19 protein-coding genes and 2 pseudogenes are annotated in these 19,520 nt (G+C 40.0%); 18 read left to right on the top strand and 3 right to left on the bottom strand.

All coding sequences use genetic code 11. The annotated features are described in order from the left end of the window. Positions 1-23 precede the first annotated feature (23 nt). From gcvT to gcvPB, 3 genes are read left to right on the top strand one after another with little or no spacing between them, the layout of a single operon-like run. Positions 24-1,124, top strand: a complete 1,101-nt coding sequence (gene gcvT / locus AWM68_RS12945) for a glycine cleavage system aminomethyltransferase GcvT (RefSeq protein ID WP_066242276.1) — start codon at positions 24-26, stop codon at positions 1,122-1,124. A 21-nt stretch (positions 1,125-1,145) separates the two neighbouring features. Continuing rightward, positions 1,146-2,510, top strand: a complete 1,365-nt coding sequence (gene gcvPA / locus AWM68_RS12940; RefSeq protein WP_066242273.1) for an aminomethyl-transferring glycine dehydrogenase subunit GcvPA — start codon at positions 1,146-1,148, stop codon at positions 2,508-2,510. Continuing rightward, a complete protein-coding gene (gene gcvPB / locus AWM68_RS12935; RefSeq protein ID WP_066242271.1) occupies positions 2,486-3,949 on the top strand; it encodes an aminomethyl-transferring glycine dehydrogenase subunit GcvPB in 1,464 nt (487 codons plus the stop codon). Before gcvPA ends, gcvPB begins: the two co-directional genes overlap by 25 nt. A gap of 51 nt (positions 3,950-4,000) precedes the next feature. Here the strand turns inward: gcvPB and AWM68_RS12930 are convergent, their stop codons facing one another. Then, on the bottom strand, positions 4,001-4,378 hold the full coding sequence (locus AWM68_RS12930) for a rhodanese-like domain-containing protein (protein ID WP_066242270.1): 378 nt from the start codon (positions 4,376-4,378) through the stop codon (positions 4,001-4,003). Positions 4,379-4,528: 150 nt separating this feature from the next. On the opposite strand from AWM68_RS12930, the gene AWM68_RS12925 reads away from it, so the two are divergent. From AWM68_RS12925 to AWM68_RS12895, 7 genes and pseudogenes are all read left to right on the top strand, one after another. Further along, entirely contained in the window at positions 4,529-5,365 is an 837-nt protein-coding gene (locus tag AWM68_RS12925; RefSeq protein WP_066242268.1) for a lipoate--protein ligase family protein, read from the top strand. Positions 5,366-5,723: 358 nt separating this feature from the next. Further along, positions 5,724-6,512, top strand: a pseudogene (locus tag AWM68_RS12920) (ribonucleotide reductase N-terminal alpha domain-containing protein); the annotation flags it as partial. Positions 6,513-6,724: 212 nt separating this feature from the next. Then, positions 6,725-7,588: an LAGLIDADG family homing endonuclease gene (locus tag AWM68_RS12915; protein WP_066242266.1), complete on the top strand. Its 864-nt coding sequence runs from the start codon at positions 6,725-6,727 to the stop codon at positions 7,586-7,588. A 449-nt stretch (positions 7,589-8,037) separates the two neighbouring features. After that, positions 8,038-9,780, top strand: a pseudogene (locus tag AWM68_RS12910) (vitamin B12-dependent ribonucleotide reductase); the annotation flags it as partial. 104 nt (positions 9,781-9,884) lie between these two features. Next, positions 9,885-10,922 carry a spore photoproduct lyase gene (gene splB / locus AWM68_RS12905; RefSeq protein WP_066242263.1) on the top strand — a complete coding sequence of 346 codons (1,038 nt, stop codon included), beginning with the start codon at positions 9,885-9,887 and terminating at the stop codon, positions 10,920-10,922. Between the two features lie 112 nt (positions 10,923-11,034). Continuing rightward, a complete protein-coding gene (mntR, locus tag AWM68_RS12900) occupies positions 11,035-11,451 on the top strand; it encodes a transcriptional regulator MntR (RefSeq protein ID WP_066242521.1) in 417 nt (138 codons plus the stop codon). A 232-nt stretch (positions 11,452-11,683) separates the two neighbouring features. Next, positions 11,684-12,622, top strand: a complete 939-nt coding sequence (locus AWM68_RS12895; RefSeq protein WP_066242262.1) for a patatin-like phospholipase family protein — start codon at positions 11,684-11,686, stop codon at positions 12,620-12,622. 2 nt (positions 12,623-12,624) lie between these two features. Here the strand turns inward: AWM68_RS12895 and AWM68_RS12890 are convergent, their stop codons facing one another. Beyond that, positions 12,625-12,996, bottom strand: coding sequence for an SA1362 family protein (locus tag AWM68_RS12890; protein ID WP_066242259.1), 372 nt, complete (start codon positions 12,994-12,996; stop codon positions 12,625-12,627). Positions 12,997-13,015: 19 nt separating this feature from the next. Next, the gene (locus AWM68_RS12885; protein ID WP_066242257.1) at positions 13,016-13,960 is read right to left on the bottom strand and encodes a DUF1385 domain-containing protein; all 945 of its coding nucleotides are present in this window, start codon (positions 13,958-13,960) and stop codon (positions 13,016-13,018) included. Positions 13,961-14,146: 186 nt separating this feature from the next. Between AWM68_RS12885 and AWM68_RS12880 the strand changes: the two genes are divergently transcribed. The 8 genes from AWM68_RS12880 to spoIIIAD all read left to right on the top strand — a co-directional run bounded on the left by AWM68_RS12880 (position 14,147) and on the right by spoIIIAD (position 19,518). Next, entirely contained in the window at positions 14,147-14,662 is a 516-nt protein-coding gene (locus tag AWM68_RS12880; protein ID WP_066242254.1) for a YqhR family membrane protein, read from the top strand. Between the two features lie 77 nt (positions 14,663-14,739). After that, positions 14,740-15,192, top strand: a complete 453-nt coding sequence (aroQ, locus tag AWM68_RS12875) for a type II 3-dehydroquinate dehydratase (RefSeq protein ID WP_066242251.1) — start codon at positions 14,740-14,742, stop codon at positions 15,190-15,192. After that, positions 15,189-16,262: a M24 family metallopeptidase gene (locus AWM68_RS12870; RefSeq protein WP_066242249.1), complete on the top strand. Its 1,074-nt coding sequence runs from the start codon at positions 15,189-15,191 to the stop codon at positions 16,260-16,262. The genes aroQ and AWM68_RS12870 overlap by 4 nt, the downstream gene beginning before the upstream one ends. A 21-nt stretch (positions 16,263-16,283) precedes the next feature. Continuing rightward, the gene (efp, locus tag AWM68_RS12865) at positions 16,284-16,841 is read left to right on the top strand and encodes an elongation factor P (RefSeq protein WP_066242246.1); all 558 of its coding nucleotides are present in this window, start codon (positions 16,284-16,286) and stop codon (positions 16,839-16,841) included. Between the two features lie 610 nt (positions 16,842-17,451). Next, positions 17,452-18,381, top strand: coding sequence for a stage III sporulation protein AA (spoIIIAA, locus tag AWM68_RS12860; protein WP_066242243.1), 930 nt, complete (start codon positions 17,452-17,454; stop codon positions 18,379-18,381). After that, positions 18,378-18,893: a stage III sporulation protein SpoIIIAB gene (spoIIIAB, locus tag AWM68_RS12855; RefSeq protein ID WP_066242240.1), complete on the top strand. Its 516-nt coding sequence runs from the start codon at positions 18,378-18,380 to the stop codon at positions 18,891-18,893. Before spoIIIAA ends, spoIIIAB begins: the two co-directional genes overlap by 4 nt. Before the next feature lie 15 nt (positions 18,894-18,908). Further along, positions 18,909-19,115 (top strand): stage III sporulation protein AC, encoded by a 207-nt coding sequence (spoIIIAC, locus tag AWM68_RS12850; protein WP_066242237.1) that lies wholly within the window; start codon positions 18,909-18,911, stop codon positions 19,113-19,115. Between the two features lie 13 nt (positions 19,116-19,128). Beyond that, positions 19,129-19,518: a stage III sporulation protein AD gene (spoIIIAD, locus tag AWM68_RS12845; RefSeq protein ID WP_066242234.1), complete on the top strand. Its 390-nt coding sequence runs from the start codon at positions 19,129-19,131 to the stop codon at positions 19,516-19,518. The last annotated feature ends 2 nt before the right edge of the window (positions 19,519-19,520 follow it).

Below are 19,520 nucleotides of genomic sequence, written 5' to 3'. Positions count from 1 at the left end.
AGTATGAAAAAGGAGGAATTCACATGGCTACATTGTTACGAACACCGCTATTCGAAACATACAAAGAACACGGTGGAAAAGTAATCGATTTTGGTGGTTGGGAATTGCCTGTTCAGTTCTCAAGCATTAAAGAGGAACACGAAGCTGTTAGAACAAAAGCAGGTTTATTCGACGTATCTCACATGGGAGAATTTGATGTAAGAGGGCCGAATGCATTATCGTTCTTGCAATATACGATGACAAATGATGTTTCTAAATTGCAAAACGGCCAGGCTCAATATACGGCTATGTGCTATGAAAACGGCGGTACAGTAGATGATCTTTTAATCTATAAAAGAGATGATAACGATTACTTGCTCGTTGTGAATGCCTCTAATATTGAAAAAGATTTTGAATGGCTGAACAGCAAAAAGCCAGAAGGTGTAGAACTTGTAAACGTTTCTCCTGAATATGCACAGCTTGCGATTCAAGGACCTAAAGCAGAAGAAATGTTACAGAAGCTAACAGATACTGATCTTTCTGAAATTGGATTTTTCCGTTTTAAAGAAGATGTATCATTAGCTGGAATCTCCGCCCTTGTTTCTCGAACAGGCTATACAGGAGAAGATGGCTTTGAGATTTATTTAAAAACAGAACATGCAGAAAAGCTGTGGAGATCCCTGCTTGAAGCGGGCAGTGAAGACGGTTTGCTCCCTGCTGGTCTTGGGGCGCGCGATACTTTGCGCTTTGAAGCGAAGCTTGCTCTATATGGACAAGAGCTTACGAAAGAGATCACTCCAATCGAAGCTGGAATCGGATTTGCCGTTAAGACGGACAAAGAAGCAGACTTCATTGGAAAAGAAGTATTGGCTGAACAAAAGAAAAGTGGGGCGCCAAGAAAGCTTGTCGGCATTGAGATGATAGATAAGGGTATCCCGCGTTCTCATTATGAAGTATATAAAGGTGATGTAAAGATTGGAGAAGTTACAACAGGTACGCAATCACCAACATTGAAGAAGAATTTAGGCCTAGCTTTGCTCGAAAAAGACTTTACAGAGCTCGGTACTGAAGTGGAAGTACAAATTCGCCAAAAACGTTTAAAAGCAAAAGTTGTTGCTTCACCATTTTATAAACGAGGAAAATAAAGTTCTTAAGGAGGAGAAACCATGACGTTCCGCTATTTGCCAATGACAGACCAAGATAAAAAGGAAATGCTTGAAACGATTGGAATTGAAACGACAGAAGATCTTTTTCAAGATATACCAGAAGAAGTTCGCTTTAAAGGACGCTTACAAATTGAGGAAGCTTTGTCAGAGCCTGAGCTCGTGAAAGAAATGGGCCGGTTGGCAGCGTTAAACAAAAATACAAAAGAATATGCCTCATTCCTAGGGGCTGGTGTTTATGATCATTACACTCCATCGATCGTAAATCACATGCTTCTTCGCTCTGAGTTTTATACTGCATATACTCCATACCAGCCAGAGATCTCTCAAGGTGAACTACAAGCGATCTTTGAATTCCAAACCATGATCTGTGAATTAACAGGCATGGATGTAGCCAACTCTTCCATGTATGATGGCGGAACTTCACTTGCTGAAGCAGGACTTCTTTCTGCAGCTCAGACTCGCAGAAAGAAAATCGTTGTTTCGAAGTCTGTTCATCCAGAATCACGTGATGTACTAAAGACATATGCAAAAGGACAGCATCTACAAGTCGTTGAAGTTGAAATGGAAGATGGAATGACTTCAATCAACGCTTTACGTGCAGAAGTGGATGAAGAAACGGCATGTGTAATCGTACAATATCCAAACTTTTTCGGGCAGATTGAACCATTAAAAGAGATTGAAGAGATCGTTCATGAAGCGAAGGGAATGTTTGTTGTTTCATCGAATCCATTAGCATTAGGCGCCCTTACTCCTCCTGGGAAATTTGGTGCAGATATCGTTGTAGGTGACGCACAGCCATTTGGAATCGCTCAAGGCTTTGGCGGACCTCACTGCGGGTATTTTGCAGTAACAACTAAGCTTATGCGTAAAGTCCCTGGTCGACTAGTAGGTCAAACATTAGATGAAGATGGAAAGCGCGGTTTTGTATTAACGCTTCAAGCGAGAGAGCAGCATATCAGACGTGATAAAGCGACAAGTAACATCTGTTCAAACCAAGCGCTAAATGCTCTTGCTGCATCCATTGCCATGACAGCACTCGGAAAGCAAGGGGTTAAAGAAGTGGCACACCAAAATATCCAAAAAGCACACTATGCAAAAAAAGTGCTTGAAGAGAAAGGCTTTAAAACTGCTTTTACAGGACCGTTCTTTAACGAATTCGTAATTGAACTTAAGTGTTCTGCAAAAGAAGTGAATCAAAAGTTATTAGAGTCAGGAATAATTGGTGGCTATGATTTAGGTCTGTCTTATTCAGAACTAAAAAACCATATGCTTTTAGCAGTTACTGAAATGAGAACAAAAGAAGAAATCGATCAGCTTGCAAATGTATTGGAGGGATTAGCATGCGTACAGAACATCAGTCATTAATTTTCGAATTGTCAAAGCCAGGTCGAGTGGGATACAGCATTCCTGAACTTGACGTTCCAGAAGTAAATGTGGAGTCAATTATTCCATCTGATTATTTGCGTACAGAAGAAGCTGATCTTCCTGAAGTTTCTGAGCTTCAAATCGTCCGCCACTATACAGCATTATCTAATCGTAACCATGGAGTCGATTCAGGGTTTTATCCTCTTGGCTCATGTACGATGAAATACAATCCAAAGATCAATGAAGATGTTGCACGTTTCCCTGGATTCGCACATATTCATCCTCTCCAAGATGAAGAGACCGTTCAAGGTGCAATGGAAATGATGTACCGCTTGCAAACATCACTAGCTGAAATTACAGGAATGGATGAAGTAACGCTACAGCCAGCAGCTGGCGCACATGGTGAATGGACAGGTCTCATGATGATCCGTGCCTATCACGAAGCAAACGGAGACTTTAATCGAACAAAAGTTATCGTGCCAGATTCAGCACACGGTACGAATCCAGCTTCTGCTACAGTGGCAGGTTTTGAATCGATCACAGTTAAATCTGACGAACGTGGTCTTGTAGATTTAGAAGACTTAAAACGAGTAGTCGATCAAGATGTTGCTGCTCTTATGCTTACAAATCCGAATACGCTTGGTCTTTTTGAAGAACATATTTTAGAGATGGCAAAAATTGTCCATGAAGCTGGCGGAAAGCTTTACTATGACGGGGCGAATGCAAACGCGATATTAGGTTTTGCTAGACCTGGTGATATGGGCTTTGACGTTGTTCACTTGAACCTTCATAAAACGTTCACAGGACCACATGGTGGTGGCGGACCTGGATCAGGACCAGTCGGAGTGAAGGCGGATCTCATTCCTTACTTGCCAAAACCAGTACTTGTTAAAGAAAACGATGTGTACAAGTTTGAATACAATCGTCCACAATCAATCGGACGTGTAAAACCATTCTATGGAAACTTCGGGATCAACGTTCGTGCGTTTACGTACATCATGACGATGGGTCCTGACGGGTTGCACCAAGTTTCAGAAAATGCCGTGTTAAACGCAAACTATATGATGCGCCGTTTGGAGCCTCATTTTGATCTGCCGTTTACACAGCATTGTAAGCACGAATTCGTACTATCTGGACGCCGTCAGAAGAAGTTAGGTGTAAGAACACTTGATATTGCAAAACGTCTTTTAGACTTTGGCTATCACCCGCCAACGATCTACTTCCCATTAAGTGTGGAAGAAGCAATTATGATCGAGCCTACTGAAACGGAGTCAAAAGAAACGCTTGATGAATTTATTGAAAAGATGATTCAAATTTCAAAAGAAGCAGAAGAAACACCTGAAATTGTTCAAGAAGCGCCACACACAACAGTAGTCAAAAGATTGGATGAAGCGACAGCAGCTAGAAAACCAATCTTGAAGTACAGCAAACAAGTATAAAAAGTACAAAAAAAGCAGCTCATTTTTGTAAATGGGCTGCTTTTCTATGTGCTAGTTTGATTTTACACGGCCTGTCCATTTTCGAAAGCCGCCTTGTAAATGATGCAGTTGGCCATACTTCTTCTTTTTAAGGAAGTTGGCTGCACGAGCGCTTCTAAATCCGCTCTCGCAATATAAGTATACAGGCTGATCGTTGCGGACTTCCTTTAATCTTTGTCTCATCTGAGATAAGGGAATGTTGCGGGCTCCTAAGATATGTCCTTTTTTAAATTCTTCAGGTTCACGAACATCAATCAGTTGAGCCTTTCGATAGCCTGCCTTAAACTCTTCTTCGTTTAATGTCTTAAGAAATCTCTTCTGGTATAGACCCATACCAATCACATACGCTAATATTGCTACCACAATACCTGCTAAAACTATCCATCCCATAAACACTTGCACTCCTTTAAACAATCTACCACAATTATAGCGGTGCATCGCTATATAGGCAAAAGAAAAATCTGACTTTAAGCGATTGTTTTGACACATACTCCGAATTTGGTAAACTAGTTACGAAAGAGACGCAGGGAGACGAAAAACGTGGAAAAAGAAAACTGGTATTACATTGATTCAGGAAATTGCGAGCCGGCAATAAATATGGCAATGGATGAAGCGCTGCTTACATGGCACAGTGAAGGGAAGATCCCTCCTGTTATCCGCTTTTACGGATGGAATCCAGCGACACTATCCATCGGTTACTTTCAAAAAGTAGAAAAAGAGATTAACCTTGATGCGGTTAAAAAATATGATCTAGGATTTGTTAGACGCCCAACTGGAGGGCGCGGGGTTCTGCATGATCAGGAGCTGACATATAGCGTAATCGTATCTGAATCGCATAAGGATATGCCTCAAAGTGTAACAGAAGCGTACCGGGTAATCTCGGAAGGAATAAAAGAAGGGTTTCAAGGATTAGGTTTGGATGCCTATTTCGCTGTTCCCAAAACAGAAGAAGAGCGAGAAGGGTTGAAAAATCCTCGATCTGCAGTATGCTTTGATGCCCCTTCTTGGTATGAATTAGTTGTTGAAGGCAGAAAAGTAGCAGGAAGTGCTCAAACGAGGCAAAAAGGCGTGATCTTGCAGCATGGATCCATCTTGTTGGATTTAGATGAAGACAAGCTCTTTGATCTATTTAAATACTCAACCGATAGATTGCGTGAGAGAATGCAGTCTGCTTTTAAAAAGAAAGCAGTTGCCATCAATTCATTGCTTTCCGAACACGTAACGATTGAAGATGCAAAAATCGCCTTCAAAAAGGGTTTTGAAGACGGCTTGAATATTAATCTTGTTCCTTATACACTATCAAATGAACAGTGGGCAGAAGTAGAACACATTGCAAAAACGCGCTATCGAAATGATGAATGGACGTTTAGACGTTAATAACAGAAAAATCGAAACCTCCACAGAGGTCTCGATTTTTTCTTTTGGTAAACGGTGTAAAAACAATAGAAGTCAAGATATTAATTTTTTTTGCGATAAAGCAGGATTTCAAGAAAAACACGTGTTTTAAAGCTTTATGTAAATTCCAATAAATACAAATCTAAAATTCGGCCAAATTTTTAATAAAATCATAGAAAATAGTGTTCAATCTTTAGTTTTCTGTAAAATCCTCATGATTTTAAGTTTGACAATTTTTTTTCTTTGACATGAGGTTTACGTATATATAGTATAAGGGTAGAGTTTATACATACAAGATATAGATATGCATCGTATGTGAATTTAATAGAGGAGGAAAAAAATGGACACAGTCGCAACTGTTAAAAAGGGTATTGATATTGACGCTCTCAACAGTGATATAGCTCAATTTCCACAAGTGCACCCCATTACTTCTACAATGAAAACCACTCATAAAGGTGTTTCCCGATTGGTAATGCTCGATCGCTACAGCTTTAAAGACACAGAAAAGAAAACATTAAAACCGGGTGATTTTGTTGTTCTGACCGTAAAGGAAGATCCGAAATTTCCAGCACGAGGTCTAGGTTATATTCAATCTGTTAACTGGGATGACAAGAACGCAGTCGTATTGGTTGAAGATGAGTTTAAAGCCGTTCTCGAAAAACCGGAAGAAGTCGAAACCGGACTGATCACACGCTCACTTGATGTGATGGACAAGCCATTAGAAGTTTATTACGAACAGATCGCGTTAAGAAATGCAACGGGGCTGGCGTCAGTTGAAACTACTGAAGAGAAGCGCCAAGAATCATTCGAGAAGTTTTATAAAGAACTCTCTGAAATGAACTTTGTTCCTGCAGGACGCGTTTTATACGGAGCAGGTGCTGAAACAGATGTAACGTATTTCAACTGCTATGTGATGCCTTATGTAAAAGATTCACGTGAAGGCATCTCAGATCACCGTAAGCAAGTGATGGAGATCATGAGCCGAGGCGGTGGTGTTGGAACGAACGGATCGACACTCCGACCGAAAAATGCACTTGCTAGAGGCGTAAACGGAAAATCATCAGGTTCGGTATCCTGGCTGGATGATATCGCGAAGCTGACGCACTTGGTTGAGCAGGGCGGAAGTCGTTAACACCATGGCGACTTAATCTCGTGAATTGCTGGAACACCCTAAAGCTTTAGGAGCTACAACGTGGCTGGTAACAGCGGGCGTGAACGCTTGAAAATTCTAAAGATAGTACAATGGGCAATCAGCAGCGAAGCGTCTTTGGAAACAAAGATGAACGTTCAACGACTATTGAAAGTTCCTAAGGTTAATATCTATAAAAGTGGAGGTTAACGATGGAACGAGTAAACCATAATCATCGGCAACGAGGTTACGGGGCACGAGACAAAGAAGAACTTATGAACCAGATTATATCGTTACATGAAAATGGGAATAGCCAAGTTGAAATAGCCCGCAAACTAAATATTAGTAGAGGAACAATCTTGAGATGGAACAAAGAAAATAAATTCTTTATTCCAAGAAAACCTGGAGAAGCAGGGAAGTTAAAAAATAAAAAGTATTCCTACATCGAGGATTACTTCGAAATTATTAATACACCTAATAGGGCTTATGTTCTCGGTTTTATACTAGGCGATGGAACAATTGTCGATCGTGTAAAATCAAAGAGATTGGTCATAACTGTTGCAGAGCAAGATAAGGATTTGCTTAGTGATATTGCAATAGAACTTAATGCATCTCAACTTGTTAAATTTCGTTCTAATAAAAATATCAATGAACAAAATAAATGCTCGCTTACTATTAATTCAACTAAAATGTGTAATGACTTAATCAAATTAGGTGTACTTCCTAAGAAAACAGGTATTGAAAGATGGATTGTACTCGACAATTTAGATTTACAATGGGCATTTCTAAGAGGTTTTTTTGATGCTGATGGTCATATAAGAGTCTATTTCAGGAAAGGTTATCGTAAAGTAAGGGTTGGATTTACCGGTTCTTATTTTATGTTAGACGCAATATTGACTTTCCTCAAAAATCAGCATATAGGCCTCGGGGTAAATTCTTTACAAGGTAAACAAGGTTGTTTTGATTTGTATCTATCAAGTGTTTTAGATGCAAAGGAAATATATAAGCACCTATATTCCAATGGCGATATAAAATTGATTCGAAAGTATAAGAAATTCTCTTCTTTGATGATATAGTCTGATCTTACATGAAAGTGTAAGAGGGTGGCAGAAATGTCCATCCCCTCATTATGTATGAGAGTAACAATAAAGCGTGGCGCACAAATGATAATGTTGGCGGATTAATTAAATGTATAGTCCGCGTCGTTCAGAAAATGAACGACTAGAAAATCGGGTGAATTGCTGGAAACCCCTTAGAGCCAATCTGCTAAATCGGGACCGGAAACGGTGAACGTAAATGCTGGAAAAGTGATTGGATTGGGAAATCAGCAGCCAAGCCTCTAAGTCCTAAAGGATATGAGGAAGGTTCAACGACTATCGAAAGTTTGCTAAAGCGAATGAGTAGAGTAGGGAGAGATTCTTCCGAAGTGCCCGACTCCTAACAGGTTACGCTGAGGATGATGATATAGTCTAGTCCCGATAGGCTTATTGCCTTGAGAAATATCTCTAACGAGAGGGTATTAACGTGGCATCCTGACATTATTGATTTCATTATTTCAAAGATGCAAAATCCTCGTATTTTGCGTTACTTGATTGAAAATACAAACGACGAGAAGATTAAGCAAGTCGCACAAGATAAATTAAAATTCACACCGCTGACACCAGCTCAAAAAGCGATGTACGAAGGAATTCTTCGTTATAAGGATATCCCAGGTACAGGTGGATTTGACTCTGACGTATTACGAGATGCTGAAACAATGCTTCGTGATGGAGGAACTTACAGCGTTCATAATTCTGAGTTCTTAACTGGTGCAAATATCTCAGTTACAATCACGAAAGAATTTATGGAAGCAGTAGAAAATGACACTGAGTATCTATTGCGCTTTCCAAGTGTTGAAGCTTACACACCTGAAGAGATGGAAGCATACAACAACGAGTGGCATGAGGTCGGAGATGTTCGGGTTTGGGAAGAGAAAGGCTATGGTATCCGAGTATACAAACGCATTCAAGCTCGTGAACTTTGGAACCTGATCAACATTTGCGCAACATACTCAGCTGAACCAGGAATTTTCTTTATTGATAACGCAAATGACATGACAAATGCTACAGCATATGGACAAAAGGTTGTGGCAACTAACCCATGTGGGGAACAACCACTTGCACCATACAGTGTCTGCAACCTTGCAGCTGTAAATCTTGGTAACATGGCAGACAAAGAAAACAAAACGGTCGATTTTGAAAAGCTGAAACAAACGGTTGAAGTTGGCGTTCGCATGCAAGACAACGTTATTGATGCAACACCATATTTCTTGGAACCAAACCGTGTTCAAGCATTAGGTGAGCGTCGAGTAGGGCTTGGAGTAATGGGCCTTCACGACCTCCTGATCTATTGTGAAACAGTGTACGGATCAGAAGAAGGAAACAAGCTAGTTGACCAAATCTTTGAAACGATTGCTGTTACGGCTTACCGCACTTCAATCGAACTTGCAAAAGAGAAGGGTAGCTTCCCATTCTTAGAAGGTGCATCAGAAACAGAAACGGAAACCCTAAGAAACCGGTTCATTGAAACAGGCTACATGAAAAAGCTTCCTGAAGATGTACGTGAAGACATCTTAAAATATGGAATTCGAAACTCTCACTTGTTAACAGTGGCGCCAACTGGATCCACAGGAACCATGGTTGGAGTTTCAACTGGCCTTGAACCATACTTCTCATTCTCCTACTTCCGCAGCGGTCGTCTTGGGAAATTTATTGAAGTAAAAGCAGATATCGTAAAAGAATATTTGGACCGCAATCCTGAAGCAAACGAGAACGAGCTTCCTGAATGGTTTGTAGCAGCGATGGAACTTACGCCAGAAGCGCATGCAGATACACAATGTGTTATTCAGCGATGGGTAGACAGTTCGATCTCTAAAACGGTTAACGCACCAAAAGGATACACGGTTGATCAGGTTCAAAAGGTATACGAACGTCTTTATAAGGGTGGAGCAAAGGGCGGAACGGTTTACGTTGACGGAAGCCGTGATTCACAAGTTCTTACACTAAAAGCTGAAGAGACATTTGAACAGACTGAGATCGATCTTGGTATGGAAGAAGAAAAGAGCAAAGTTGTCATTTTAGACACCATTACAGATCTTCGTTCAACAGATGTAACCATCGGGAACGAAGTGGGTAATACATGTCCGGTTTGCCGAAAAGGAAAAGTAAAAGAAATCGGCGGATGTAACACATGTACAAACTGTAACGCACAATTAAAATGCGGGCTTTAATATAAGAGGGGAAGGAACTGGAAATGTTCCTTCCCTTTTCTTTTTTTCTAATTAGCACATACTAACACCATCATTTGTGTAAAAAAATTGTGGGGTGTAGTGAAATGGCAGGTGCTAATAAACCGTTTATGCCGCAGTTGATCTATTTTGAACCGCGTGCACTTGAATATCCGTTAGGAAAAGAATTGTTCGACCGATTCAGCAAGTTGGAAGTGGAGATCAGAGAAACGACTTCACATAATCAGATACGTGATCTTCCGGGGGACAATGATTTTCAAAAGTATAGAACTGCAAAATCAACACTTGTGGTTGGGATCAGAAAGACATTGAAGTTCGATTCGTCTAAGCCTTCTGCTGAATACGCGATTCCTTTAGCAACTGGATGTATGGGGCATTGCCATTATTGTTACTTACAAACAACCCTTGGCAGCAAACCTTATTTACGAACGTATGTAAATACCGACGAAATCTTTGCTCAAGCTGAAAAGTATATGAAAGAGCGAGCACCCGAAGTTACTCGATTTGAAGCATCATGTACATCAGACATCGTTGGAATTGATCATTTAACTCATAACTTAAAAAGAGCGATTGAGTTTTTTGGTGCAACTGATTTAGGAAGATTGCGTTTTACAACAAAGTACCACCATGTGGATCACTTGCTTGATGCTAATCACCAAGGAAGAACACGTTTTCGTTTTAGTGTGAATTCGCAATATGTGATCAAAAATTTTGAGCTTGGCACGAGTCCTTTGGAAGAGCGTATTAATGCAGCTATTCGAGTTGCAGAGGCAGGGTACCCGTTAGGATTTATTGTTGCTCCACTTTATCTTCATAAAGATTGGGAAGAAGGGTACAAAGAGCTTTTTGACACGTTAGAAGCAAAAATCCCTAAGCACTTAACAAAGGATCTAACATTTGAACTCATTCAGCATCGCTTTACGAAACCTGCAAAACGAGTTATTGAAAAAAACTATCCAAAGTCTAAGCTTGAAATGAATGAAGAAGAACGCAAATACAAATGGGGAAGATACGGAATCGGTAAATATGTGTATCAAGACGATCAAGCGACAAGGTTGAGGGAAACCGTTGAAAACTACATCCATACGATGTTTCCTTCAGCAAAGATCGAGTATTTTACGTGATGAAGTGGTAGATAGGTTCCCTTGTCACGCTTACCATTCTATAGTATCCTTTTTATAGAGACCAAGCTGGTTTAGTATATAGGGAGGGAACATTTTGCCGCCAACCCCAAGTATGGAAGACTATATAGAACGCATTTACGCCTTAATTGAAGAGAAAGGCTATGCCAGGGTATCAGATCTTGCTGAAAACCTAGAAGTGCATCCCTCTTCTGTGACCAAGATGATTCAGAAGCTCGACAAAGGCAAATATGTCGTTTATGAAAAATACAGAGGATTCGTTTTAACACCTAACGGCAAAAAGTTAGGTAAGCGTCTCGTTTACAGACATGAATTACTTGAAGAATTTTTAAAGGTGATCGGTGTAGACCCAGAGAATATCTATCAAGATGTTGAGGGAATTGAGCATCACTTAAGCTGGAACGCAATTGACCGAATTGGTGACCTCGTCCAGTTCTTTGAGGAAGATGAAAGCCGATTAAAGCAATTACGACAAGTACAAGCCAAGAATGAAGAACAAGAACAATCATAATTTTATATGGTTGTTTTTTTGTTTGACTTCATTGTTTAGGTGCATGTGGACAGTAAAAACTGAAAAGTGGACAGTAAATGTACAAAACTCGACAGTATTTAATAAGAGGTGGACAGTAAGTTATTTCTTCATCATTTCAAATAACAAACAAGGTATTAAAAAGCACTTTATTTGATACACAGGTTATAAAGGACATCTTCTGCTGATTAAGATAGTAGTGGAGGAGATGTTTATGAGGATTGATGGTGTTTTTTCTGGTGGTGGTATCAAGGCACTTTCTTTGATCGGAGCTGTTGAAGCAGCGGAAAATCGGGGGCTTACTTTTGAGAGGGTAGCGGGAACGAGTGCGGGTGCGTTGATGGCCGCTTTAATTAAGGCGGGTTATACGGCAGGAGAAATGAAAGAGATCATTGATCAATTAGACTTTCGAAAATTTCTTGATACGAGTAAAACCATTGTGCCGATTCCATTTATGAACTGGATAAAGTTGTATTGGAAACTTGGGTTGTTTAAAGGAGATTATTTGGAAAACTGGGTTGCATCTCTTTTAGCTGCTAGAGGAATTGTTACGTTTGCAGATATTCCTTATGGCAGCCTGAAGATTATTGCCTCTGATATTACAAGAGGCAGATTGATTGTATTGCCAGATGATCTTGAAGAATATGGGCTGCTTCCAGAACGTTTTCCCATTGCTCGTGCTGTAAGAATGAGCTGCAGTTTGCCTTATTTTTTTTATCCGATCAAGTTATTTAATCGAGTTGGACAGAAGAGCTATATTGTTGATGGAGGGGTGTTAAGCAACTTTCCAATGTGGCTGTACCAAAGAAAAGATCGTGTTCCAATCCGGCCTGTATTAGGTTTTCAGTTAAGTTCGTATATTAATGATCACATACCAACACATAATGTAAAGAATGCCGTGCAGTTGTTTAAAGCCTTATTTGAAACGATGATGCAGGCACATGATAATAGATATATTGATTCACATGATGCAAGAGATATTATTTTTATGCCTGTTAAACATGTTTCGGTCATTGATTTTCAGCTTTCATCAGATGCAAAGAATGAACTATATACGTTTGGTCATGATCGAGCAGAGAACTTTTTGCAAAACTGGATTACAGGTAAGAGATATCCTCATTTAGCGCATCCCACATACAAAAATCGAGCCTGATCCTAAAAGGAGGCTCGATTTTTTTTCTTGTTCTTTTTACCTTCGATCACGGTTAAATGATGTTCACGTGTTCTCTTTTTCTGAGCGGAACTTTTTGCAGTCTTTTTGTTTGGAAACAGCGGTGATGCTTTAGGTGGCTTTTGATTGGAGCCATACCGCTTTTGCGACTGTTTGACTGCTTTTCTGTATTTGCCGTTTACACCGGATGAGGTTCTCCGAAAGATAAAGTAAAACACGGCGACCACTGCTGCTCCGATCAGAATGGTTGTAAAGAAATCGCGAGGTGAAGTAGTGAGCTGATAAAGAATTCCTACAACAGCAAGTGAAATAACAAACCAAATGATAGGATGCAATCTTCTGCTATTCTGTTGCAACAGGTTCACCTCCTTATGATTAAACAATTTGACTAGCGTTTTTTTCACTTTCATAGGATGCGTCACGACGTAACATTTCATTAAAAGAAAGGATAGAAACTTCTATTTGTTTTTCATCAGGTTCTTTAGTTGTTAAAAGTTGTAGCCATAGTCCCGGATATCCAAGGTACCTTAGAACGGGAACATCTCTTAATTTATTCGTAAGTTGTAATACTTCAAAAGATACCCCTAAAACGACAGGTATAAGCGCAAGTCTGCATAAAATTCTTAGCCAAAGCGGATCGGATGGGAAGAAGTAATAGATAAACATACCAACGATTACGGTAAATAAGATAAAACTGCTGCCGCACCGGTAATGAAGTCTAGAATGTCTTTTCACGTTTTCAACCGTAAGTTCATCGCCGGCTTCGTAAGTATTGATGACCTTGTGTTCTGCGCCATGATACATGAATACCCTTTTGATTGCCGGTGTTAAGGAAACAAAATAAATGTAGCTTAATAAAAAGATAAACTTGAACAAACCTTCTAAAAGATTTTGACCTAAATGCCCTGGTACGATAAAGCGAAAGGCTTCTGCTAAAAATACAGGAACAAGTGTAAACACAAACTTTCCAAATAGAAAAGAGAGTACACCGATAATCGCTAGTGAAAAGAAAAAGGTGAATTTAGATGGTTTTTCTTCTTCTATTTTGTCTTCCTCACCAGGCTCTACACCAAATCGTTCAGCTGAAAAGTTAAGGTGTTGTGTTCCGTTCATGCTTGCTTCTATTATGGCTATAAATCCTCGTAAAAAAGGAATCTTCTTTAATTTAGATAAAACAGGAGAAGGTTTCTTTTTTAGCTCAAAGTACTCGATGGAATCGTCATTTCTTCGTATTGCCGTAACGTATGTGTGTTTACCGGCAAACATAACCCCTTCAAGTACGGCCTGACCGCCGTAAGCGGGCTTTTTCTCTTTTGTCATGTTGAACCCCCAGCCTAAAGTATTGTAGGTACTTTCTATTCTACAGTAAAGCTGGATATTCCTCCACAAGGGATGATTGTATTTTTCCCATTTTATACATGTTTTACACGGATTATGATTGATCAAGGTTAAGAAGTTTGGACGTGAATTTTGTGGACATACTAGAAATGTTGGAGGTGGTCGTCTATGAGCGATTCAAAATTAGAACAAGACAAACAAGAGTCTCAATCCTCGTTCATGAGCAGAGTGATAGGGGTTGGTTTTTTTGGCGGTCTGATCTGGGCTTCATTTGGTTTTATTGCCTACTACTTAAATTTTTCAAAAGTAGGTCCTGCTCTTGTTTTAGCACCATGGGCACTCGGGAAATGGAAGTCTCAGTGGCTTGGACAATTAATTAGTATTCTGATCATAGCCTTGCTATCTATTCTTGTAGCCATCGCATATCGATATGCTTTTGCAAAAATCAAGTCCATGTTAGCAGGCATTATATATGGAGTTGCGTTGTGGGCGATTGTATTCTATCTGCTTCATCCCATCTTTCCTGGATTAGAACCTATGAATACAATAGGTAAAAACACGATTACAACAACGCTTTGTATCTATATCTTATACGGCGTTTTTGTGGGATACTCGATTTCATTTGAATACAGTGAGCGGTATGGACAGGCTCAAGGGAATAAGGAATCTGCACAAAGTTCGTAACTATTCAAATGTTCAGCCCCTATGATAGAATGTTTTATGAACATTCTATTTTTTTATGCAAAGGCTAGGTGTTTCCGATGAATAACAGAAATTTTCTTATTATTAATGGACCAAATTTAAACCGATTGGGAAAACGGGAACCTGGCATTTATGGTGCTAAAACATTAGACGATCTACAGAACGAACTTGAAGCGTTATCTGCAACACTTTTAATGGGAGTTTCATTCAAGCAGAGCAATAGTGAAGGGGAAATCATTGACCTCATTCATGAAGCTGATGGTCAATTCCAGGGTATTGTCTTAAACGCAGGGGCTTATACTCATTATAGTTATGCGATAAGAGACGCGATTGCCAGTGTAGATGTCCCGGTAATCGAAGTCCATTTGTCTAATGTTCATGCTCGGGAGGAATTTCGACGTGAGTCAGTTATTGCCCCGGTGACAATCGGACAGATTTCAGGTTTTGGTTTTGATAGTTATACATTAGCGCTTTATGCTTTTAACAATCATTTTAAGGGGGATGCAATATGAGACGTGTTGAAAAAGCGAGAGAGTTATTTGAAACGTTTGATATTGATGCGTTGCTAGTCACTTCTTCTTCAAACCGGTTTTATTTAAGCGGATTTAAAGGGAGTTCAGGTGTGCTTTTAATTACAAAGGAAGAAGCGATATTGGTAACAGACTTCCGATATAAGACACAGGCTGCTGAACAGGCTAAGGGGTATCGGGTCGTTATGCATACTGCTCCGATTCCAGAAGAGGTGGCAAAGTTAACGAAAGAACTCTCGATCCAGAAGCTCGGTTTCGAACAGGATCATGTTACATATTCTTCTTATCGTACATATGAAGGCCAACTGCATTCACAGGAGACAGAATTAGTACCTGTAACGGGGCTTGTGGAAAAGTTGCGCTTGATAAAGGATGAATCAGAGATTAAGATAGTAAAGGATGCTGCAAGCATTGCCGATGCCGCTTTTTCACATATCATAGAGTATATTCGCCCAGGGCTTACTGAACGTGAAGTATCAAACGAGCTAGAATTTTTCATGAGAAAAAATGGAGCCGTTTCTTCATCATTCGATATCATTGTGGCTTCAGGCTATCGTTCCGCCCTTCCACACGGTGTTGCCTCAGATAAAAAGATTGAGACTGGTGAATTAGTAACCTTGGATTTTGGTGCATACTACAAAGGTTATTGTTCTGATATTACTCGTACGGTTGCAATCGGTAATGTTTCGGATGAGCTTAAAGAGATCTATCAAGTTGTTTATGAAGCACAAATGCTAGGCATGAAAGGCATCAAACCAGGAATGACGGGCAAGGAAGCAGATGCGTTAACACGGGATTATATTGCTTCTAAAGGGTTTGGTGACTATTTTGGGCATTCAACTGGCCACGGAATAGGCTTAGATGTTCATGAAGGACCTGCTCTATCCATGAAGTCTGATACAATTCTTGAGCCGGGGATGCTTGTTACTGTAGAACCAGGAATTTATGTTTCAGGATTAGGCGGGGTTCGCATTGAAGACGATACGCTTATCACAAAAGACGGTAACGAATCACTAACTCATTCAACAAAAACGCTTTTAACAATTAGTTAAACGATTCAGGAGGATAATAACATGATTTCAGTAAACGATTTTAAAACAGGATTAACGATTGAAGTAGATGGAGGGATTTGGCAAGTTCTTGAATTCCAACATGTAAAACCAGGAAAAGGAGCGGCATTTGTTCGTTCTAAACTTCGTAACCTTCGTACAGGCGGGATCCAGGAAAAAACGTTCCGTGGCGGAGAAAAAGTTGCAAAAGCTCATATCGAAAATCGTCGTATGCAATATCTTTATGCATCAGGGGATACTCATACGTTCATGGATAATGAATCTTATGAGCAAATCGAACTTCAAGCTTCTCAAATTGAGTACGAGCTAAAGTACTTGCTTGAGAACATGACAGTACACATCATGACGTATCAAGGTGAAACAATCGGTGTTGAACTTCCGAACACAGTAGAATTAGTAGTTGCTGAGACTGAGCCAGGAATTAAAGGTGACACAGCATCAGGCGGAACAAAACCGGCTACTCTTGAAACAGGATTGATCGTTCAAGTTCCTTTCTTTGTTAACCAAGGAGACAAGCTAGTTATTGATACAAGAAATGCAGCTTACGTTTCACGTGCATAATATTAAATCGTGAGTAAAGCCTCATCCTGATTTTTAATCGGGATGAGGCTTTTTTGTAGGAGCTGGTTTCGTAAACCCGTTCCCGATGCTCGCTTTTTGAGGGGGGCAAGTGGTGAGCCTCTTTTATTCGTTTTACTTATAAGAGTTAGGGTTATTTACGGTACGTGTTTCTTTATTTATTACACTTTTGCTCATACAGGCTGCTGTTTCGCTCAGAACCCCTTCCCTTTCGCCCAGTGTACCCTCATTTTCGCTCAAACTGTCCCTCGTTTCGCTCAGTCAGTTGAAGATGCTTACTATATCCAACTTCAAACATTCAAGAACATGCATACTATTCTAAAAAATGAAAGATCATTCCCATTTATTAATACGATTTCTGCTTTTTTAGAAGATATCAAGACATTATAGTTAGTGACTTAAGTGTGCACTGAAAAAAACGGCACCAAATGTAACTAGTAATTCATTTGATTTTGCTTTCTTCTTTAATGAACTTCTCCCTGAAACTTAACTTCAGTATTTCTAATCGTTTTACTAAACCTTCCTTTATTGGCATAAAGCATAGGGATAAGCCATACGTTTATAGTAATAGCCTTTTAAAGGAGAAACGGTTATGGAAACTATTTTCAAACTTTTTCCAGATGGAATTCAGCAGACTTTAAGAAACTTGCCGGCTCCTATCCTTCAATCTGTTGAGGAGATCAGGGTCAGAATTGGACAGCCAATAGAAATCCTATGTTCGGGTAAGCCGATCTACCCGTCAGAAAAGCCGTTTCTTGCAGAAGAATCTCAAGTATTGCTCAACCGTCTAAGTCAGCATTCCCTATACGCGTTAGAAGAAGAGCTTAAAAGGGGATACATCACGATCTCTGGAGGCCATCGTGTAGGACTAGCAGGTAAGGTGATCACGGAGCAAGGAACTGTTAAAGCGATAAAAGATATCAGTTCTTTTAATGTAAGGATAGCACGAGAAAAAATAGGAATTGCAGAACCGCTTCTTCCCTATCTATTTGAAAAAAATTGGCTCAATACGTTGCTGATCGGCCCGCCGCAGACCGGTAAAACGACTCTTTTGAGAGATATTGCAAGGTTAGTCAGTTGTGGCGCACTCAATAGAAATATTCCTTCTTATAAAGTGGGAATCGTTGATGAGCGTTCAGAAATAGCGGGTTCCATTAAAGGCATCCCTCAACATTCACTCGGAAAAAGAGTGGATGTATTAGATGCTTGTCCGAAAGCGGAAGGTATGATGATGCTAATTCGTTCAATGAGTCCGCAGGTTTTGATCGTTGATGAAATTGGAAGAAAAGAAGATGGTGAGGCTATATTAGAGGCTATGTACGCGGGGGTGCAGATGATTTTCACTGCACATGGAAGCAGTTTAGAAGATGCTCTTAAAAGACCTGTTATGAAACCTTTGGCTGGTCTTTCGTTGTTTCAAAGATATGTACTATTAAGCCGTAACAATGGACCAGGAACGATACAAAGGATATACGACGGGGCTTTTAAAGAGATCTACCGATCGACGGGTGGTGCAGCATGATGAGTTGGATTGGTGCAATCGCTATTCTTTCTGCAACAACAATATTCGGTTTTGAGTGGGCGAAGCGTGTAAGAGAGAGACCAAAAAAATTAAGAGAATTAAAAGTAACGCTTCAAGCATTAGAGGCCGAGATCATGTACGGGTCTACACCTCTTCACGAAGCTTTTCAACATATAGGAAAACCTTTAAAAGAGCCTCTATCTTCTTTTTTTCTAACAATTTCTGACTCTTTAATACAAGGTGAACAAACCGTTCAAGAAGCATGGAACAGTCAACTGGCTGTATTGGCAAAAGAAACATCCTTTAAGGTCGGAGAGATAGAAGTGCTTCGCCAGTTCGGATCAACACTAGGCAGACATGACAAAGAACATCAGCAAAAGCAGATACAGTTAACACTCGCACACCTTACACGTGAGGAAAAGGAAGCAAGAGACATACAAGAACGCTATGAAAAAATGTGCAAAAGTCTGGGCGTGTTAATGGGGCTTTTGATCGTTATTCTTTTAATGTAACAGGAGGTCTCACTGATGGGATTGGATGTAAACGCAGTATTTCAGATTGCAGGACTAGGAATAATTGTCGCAATGCTTCATACCGTTTTAAAGATGATTGGTAAAGAGGATTATGCACATTGGGTAACATTATTAGGATTTGTGGTTGCCCTTTTTATGGTCATCACACTTTTAGATGATTTGTTTCAAAAGGTAAAAGGAGTCTTTTTGTTTCAGAGTTAAGGAGGGGACCAGGTTGGAAATTATCCAAATTGTTGGTTTTGGACTGGTCGCTGCTTTCTTAGCCTTAGTCCTTAAAGAACAAAAAGCGAATTTCGCCTTTTTGGTTACACTTATGGTCGGAGCAGGAATCTTCTTGTTCTTAATCGATAAGATTGGACAGGTATTAACGATGCTTCAACGGCTCGCTATCAATGCAAACGTCAATATGGTTTATGTAGAAACGTTACTTAAGATTATTGGCATCGCTTATATTGCAGAATTTGGAGCACAGATAACACGTGATGCAGGTCAGGGAGCTATCGCTTCTAAGATCGAACTTGGTGGTAAGATCCTGATTCTTGTGATGGCTATCCCTATTTTGACGGTTATTATTGAAACCGTGCTGACGCTTATTCCCAAATAAGA

The organism is Fictibacillus phosphorivorans (genome assembly GCF_001619875.1).
GTDB lineage: Bacteria > Bacillota > Bacilli > Bacillales > Fictibacillaceae > Fictibacillus > Fictibacillus phosphorivorans_B.
The sequence above is the reverse complement of the archived record's forward strand: the minus strand, read 5'-3'. Positions and strand labels throughout refer to the sequence as shown.

Coding starts and splice junctions, on each gene's coding strand:
- gcvT (WP_066242276.1), top strand. CDS start 24: ATGGCTACATTGTTACGAACACCGCTATTCGAAACATACAAAGAACAC.
- gcvPA (WP_066242273.1), top strand. CDS start 1,146: ATGACGTTCCGCTATTTGCCAATGACAGACCAAGATAAAAAGGAAATG.
- gcvPB (WP_066242271.1), top strand. CDS start 2,486: ATGCGTACAGAACATCAGTCATTAATTTTCGAATTGTCAAAGCCAGGT.
- AWM68_RS12930 (WP_066242270.1), bottom strand. CDS start 4,378: ATGGGATGGATAGTTTTAGCAGGTATTGTGGTAGCAATATTAGCGTAT.
- AWM68_RS12915 (WP_066242266.1), top strand. CDS start 6,725: ATGGAACGAGTAAACCATAATCATCGGCAACGAGGTTACGGGGCACGA.
- splB (WP_066242263.1), top strand. CDS start 9,885: ATGGCAGGTGCTAATAAACCGTTTATGCCGCAGTTGATCTATTTTGAA.
- mntR (WP_066242521.1), top strand. CDS start 11,035: ATGGAAGACTATATAGAACGCATTTACGCCTTAATTGAAGAGAAAGGC.
- AWM68_RS12895 (WP_066242262.1), top strand. CDS start 11,684: ATGAGGATTGATGGTGTTTTTTCTGGTGGTGGTATCAAGGCACTTTCT.
- AWM68_RS12885 (WP_066242257.1), bottom strand. CDS start 13,960: ATGACAAAAGAGAAAAAGCCCGCTTACGGCGGTCAGGCCGTACTTGAA.
- AWM68_RS12880 (WP_066242254.1), top strand. CDS start 14,147: ATGAGCGATTCAAAATTAGAACAAGACAAACAAGAGTCTCAATCCTCG.
- aroQ (WP_066242251.1), top strand. CDS start 14,740: ATGAATAACAGAAATTTTCTTATTATTAATGGACCAAATTTAAACCGA.
- AWM68_RS12870 (WP_066242249.1), top strand. CDS start 15,189: ATGAGACGTGTTGAAAAAGCGAGAGAGTTATTTGAAACGTTTGATATT.
- efp (WP_066242246.1), top strand. CDS start 16,284: ATGATTTCAGTAAACGATTTTAAAACAGGATTAACGATTGAAGTAGAT.
- spoIIIAA (WP_066242243.1), top strand. CDS start 17,452: ATGGAAACTATTTTCAAACTTTTTCCAGATGGAATTCAGCAGACTTTA.
- spoIIIAB (WP_066242240.1), top strand. CDS start 18,378: ATGATGAGTTGGATTGGTGCAATCGCTATTCTTTCTGCAACAACAATA.
- spoIIIAC (WP_066242237.1), top strand. CDS start 18,909: ATGGGATTGGATGTAAACGCAGTATTTCAGATTGCAGGACTAGGAATA.